This is a genomic window from Syntrophorhabdaceae bacterium, from assembly GCA_035541755.1.
Lineage (GTDB): Bacteria > Desulfobacterota > Syntrophorhabdia > Syntrophorhabdales > Syntrophorhabdaceae > PNOF01.
Genome location: DATKMQ010000006.1, coordinates 1 through 4,372, shown reverse-complemented (window position 1 = coordinate 4,372; position 4,372 = coordinate 1). Strand labels below are relative to the sequence as shown.

Annotated in this window: 4 protein-coding genes; all 4 read right to left on the bottom strand. The window is 56.3% G+C overall.

The window, feature by feature from the left end; translation table 11 throughout:
- Positions 1-2,208, bottom strand: a 2,208-nt coding sequence (locus VMT62_00425) for a xanthine dehydrogenase family protein molybdopterin-binding subunit (protein ID HVN94870.1), incomplete at its 3' end; no start/stop codon positions are given.
- Positions 2,205-2,681 carry a (2Fe-2S)-binding protein gene (locus VMT62_00420; protein ID HVN94869.1) on the bottom strand — a complete coding sequence of 159 codons (477 nt, stop codon included), beginning with the start codon at positions 2,679-2,681 and terminating at the stop codon, positions 2,205-2,207. The genes VMT62_00425 and VMT62_00420, both read right to left, overlap by 4 nt.
- Before the next feature lie 15 nt (positions 2,682-2,696).
- Positions 2,697-3,551 (bottom strand): FAD binding domain-containing protein, encoded by an 855-nt coding sequence (locus VMT62_00415; GenBank protein HVN94868.1) that lies wholly within the window; start codon positions 3,549-3,551, stop codon positions 2,697-2,699.
- Positions 3,552-3,839: 288 nt separating this feature from the next.
- A partial coding sequence (locus VMT62_00410; GenBank protein ID HVN94867.1) for an IclR family transcriptional regulator C-terminal domain-containing protein occupies positions 3,840-4,372 on the bottom strand: 533 nt, incomplete at its 5' end.

Here is a 4,372-nt window from a genome sequence, read left to right as displayed (position 1 = left end):
ATGCAACCCGCAGCCGAAGCCCAGGGAACCTTCCTTGGCACCGTATGGTCCGGCCGGATCAGGTATGCCAAGGAAGTATGTTTCAATGTGCGGTGTCTCGTTTGCCGTCGGCACCTTGTACGCGCGGAAGTCACTCGTCAGTTTTCGGCCTGTCTTCGCATCCCACACGTTCGTCTCGTAGAGGCCCTGACCCAGCATGAAGTTCAGTTGCCCGTGCATGTTGCCAATGACGAGCATCGGATTGAGCACCGTACCACAGTCGTTGACCGCCCAGATGTCGGTTACCTTTACGCCGCCCGTATCCGTGTCTACCTCTACCTCCACGGCCGTCGTGCCGAATGAGTAGGCCGTCACCTTCATGCCGTACGTTTTCTCGTTATACGGCTCTTTCACATCGACGCTGAAATCCGAGTAATCTATCCTGGCCCTGTAGTCGCCGAACCCGTGGATCGGTTTACCTCTCTTGAAGGCTGTCCTGCAGACCTCACCCAACGAAACGCCGTGGCCTTTGCCCAGCCTCAGTTTGACCCAGTACTTGCCGTCGTCTCGCAGCTCCACTTCATCCCATGCCACATCAAGCAAGTCACCGGCAATCTCGAGAATACGCCTATTGGCATCCTCTGCAGCACGCTTGACCGCGTTCGCCGACACAACCGTTGCCGACATGGAATAGTCTCCGGGATCCTGGTAGCAGAGCTCGGTGTCGCCGTAACAGACCTTGATCATCGATGCGGGGATGCCCGTCACTTCCGACACAATCTGCGTGTGCATGGTCCGGTTGCCCTGACCCAGATCGCAGTTGCCCGTGAAGAGGGTGCAACTCCCGTCGTCGTTGAACTTGATGAAGGCTGTGGAGCCGCTTCTGAAGCCCATATAGAACATGGACTGCATATTTCCTGAACCGATGCCGATGCCCCGCGCGTAACGCATCTTGCCCCGCTTCTTTTTGTAACCCGATTTGTCCGCCGCCATCACGATGCTCTCGGAGAGGCCCGTACTCGTGACCGTTGCCTTGGAGGGTACCACCTCGTTCGGGAGAACAGCGTTCTTGAGGCGGATCTGAATGGGATCGATACCAAGCTTCTCAGCCACCTCGTCAAACGCCACATCCATCGACATAGGCCCCACGTGGGCGCGCGTACGCATCATGGAGCTGATTGTCTTATTTGTGTATACCAGGCGCGCATCATACCGGTAGCTCGGAGCGCGCCAGAGCACCTCGTCGATCAGAAGCGGCACCCAGAGCTCAACGATGGCACTCGACGCGTAGGCACCGCACTCGAGCATCATCTTGATGTCCCTGCCCAGGATCGTGCCGTCCTTCTTGAGGCCGATCCGCATAGTCCATTCCTTTGCCGCCTTATCTCGCATGCAATCTTCCACTTCCTCACGGGACATCTTTATCTGGACCGGTTTGCCTGCTTTCCTGGAGAGCAGTCCTGCAACAAAAGCGCCCGGAGGCGTGTCAGACCTGCCGCCGTGAGCGCCACCCATTTCAACTGAATGGAGCCTGATGTCGGAGAGCTCAACCTTCAGCGTGTTGCGAAGTCCCTGGCGTACCTGGAACGGACACTGCGTCTGCATCCAGAAGTTGTACTTTCCGGACGGCTCGTAACTGCAGAGTGCCGTGAAAGGCTCCGGCAAAGCATGGCTCGCCACTTCGCACGTAAAGGTCTTCTCCCATACGAGGTCGCTTTTTTTGAGCGCTGTTTCTATATCCCCCTCGTTTACGAGGTAGTGAGCTGCCACGTTCTTAGCGCGGTTATCGTGGACGAGCGGAGCGCCTTCCTTCATCGCATCCTGCCACGTGAGCACAAAAGGGAGAGGCTCATACTCAACCCTTATTGCTTCAATCGCCTCCTCGGCAATATCTTCGTCGATGGCTGCAACGGCTGCGACTTCCTCGCCCATGTAACGCACCTTATCAAAAGGCAGCAGCACGTGATCTCTCGTGTGAGGGATGATGCCGAAGACGCCGCCTCTCGGTGTGTCTTTGATGCCCGTCACCACGGCCTTCACGCCCCTGATATGCTCCGCCTTGCTCGTGTCGATGTTGACGATTTTCGCATGGGCATGGGGACTCCGGAGGACCTTGCCGTAGAGCATGCCGGGCAACACAATGTCAGTTGTATACTTTGCCAGTCCCAGCGCCTTCTCCTCGGAGCCGATCCTGGGCGCACTTTTTCCAATGAGTGTTTCTCTGCTCACTTTGCACCTCCCATCGCCTTTGCCGCGGCCTGAATCGATTCAACGATCTGGACATACCCTGTGCAGCGGCAGATGTGGTTGCCAATCGCTTCCTTGATCTCATCTTCCGTCGGTTTTGGATTTCTGTCGAGCAGGGCTTTCGCCGACATGATGAATCCCGGGGTGCAGAACCCGCATTGTATGGCCCCTTTATCCACGAAGGCCTGCTGGATCGGATGGAGCTTGAACCCGTTGGCCAGTCCCTCGATCGTCACGATATCCTTTCCCTGCGCTTCGATAGCCAACGTCAGACACGAGAGAATCGGCTTGCCGTCCATGATAACCGTGCAGCCGCCGCAATCTCCTTTGTTGCACATCTCCTTTGTACCGGTGAGTCCGAGCGTCTCACGCAAGACTTCGAGCAAGGTCCTCCGCGTGTCCACCTGAACGCTGTACTGATCGCCATTCACCATAAACGTCATCTCCTGTTTCATAGCAGCAACCTCCATTCAGGACAGGGCCTTTTTGATGGCCCTGCGGACCATTACTTTGACCAATTCCTTCTTGTAGTCCGCGGTGAAATAGACATCTGCTCCCACGTGTGCCTCTTTTGCCGCCGCTTCTGCCACCTGCTCGATAAGCGCATCCGTCACGGTCTGGCCTTTGAGCATATCTTGCGCCCTTTTCGGTATGCGCGTGGGCAACGTGACACCACCCAGAGCGATCCGTGCTGCAGTGCATTTCTTGCCGGACATGGAAAGGGCCGCGGCCGCAGAGACGGTGGCATAGTCAAACCGTTTGCGCATGGCCCACTTTTCGTAGCCTGCCTTTGTGTCTTTAGCCACAGGGACCAGGAGCTCAGTGAGAATCTCTCCGTCTTTCATCTCCTTGTACAGGTCTGCTACCAGAACCGTCCGGCTCCCTGCTGCACTGGTGAGCTTTGCCTGGGACCCCAGGACGCTGAGCACCGGCACCATTTCTGCGGTGGCCAGGTTACAGGCTACGTTCCCACCAATCGTACCCATAGTGCGGATCTGTGGGGTAGAGTGAATGTTGCACGCACCTGCGAGCAGCATAGCCTGCTTCTGCACAACGCGGGAGTCTGCCACGGACTGGATAGAAGCCATGGGTCCGATCGAGAGCTTTCCATCCTTCGATGCACGTATCCCATCAAGATTTGGAATCACCTTCAGACTCATCACGTATTTCTTGACACCGATACGCTCTTTCATGCGGTGGAGCGTAATGGTGCCGCCCGCCATCACCCGCGTCTCCGCGGCGTGGGCCTTCAAAAACGAGCAGGCCTCGTTCAGGCTTTTCGGAGCCAGGTAATCAAACTGTGGCAAACGTCTGTAGTAGTACACGGGTTATCTCCTTTCCTCTATTCTTGCGTTGAGCCACACCAACCAAATGACCCCCATTCTTCTCAATGACGATCCACCAACGCACAGGCTGATCGGCAAACCGGTCTCGGGTTTCAATGCCACTGTTACGCCCACATCTGTAAATGTTACAATGTGACATTTAATGTTGTATAGTAACAATTTTATTTGGAGCCTGTCAAGACATTTTGCAATCCGGGAACATAAAGTCTGCAGAAAGCCAGGGGATAGAATGCGGCCTTGGAAACCATCGCCCGGGTGCGGCCCCGGCTAATCGCTCTGAAAGCCGAGTTCCCTCGAGATAAGGTTCGCCGTCTCCGTGAGTTCCCGCACGATCTTTGCAAGGTTTTCGCCCGACACGCGGAACTCCTGTAAGCACGCGCCCAGCGCCGCGACCGTGTTCCCTGTCGCGCCCCTGATCGGTACGCCGATCTGGACAATCCCCTCGAAGAACTCACCGCGCTCCAGGAAATGGCCCCTTTTGACCGCCGCTTCCAGCCTCGCCTCAATCTCCTTGAGGTTCGTCACGGTACGTTCCGTATGTTTTTTCAGAGGATGTTGTCTCAGCAGCCTTTTTCGCTCGACAGGACGCATGAAGGCAAGCAGCGTCAGGCCGAGGAAGCTGTCGCGCGGCAGCATCTTGGCGCCCAGGTACGATGGAATCTTCAGTATACTGTCGCCTTCTCTTTTGTCGATGTACGAGAACTGATCATCCATGATGACACCCACAAGGATTGTGGCCTTCAACGAACGCGCTACCGCATCCAGATACGGCGAGGCGGACCCCCTGACGGATGTGGAGC

Excerpts from the sequence above, each read along its gene's own strand:
- VMT62_00420 (HVN94869.1), bottom strand. The coding sequence starts at position 2,681 with ATGAAACAGGAGATGACGTTTATGGTGAATGGCGATCAGTACAGCGTT.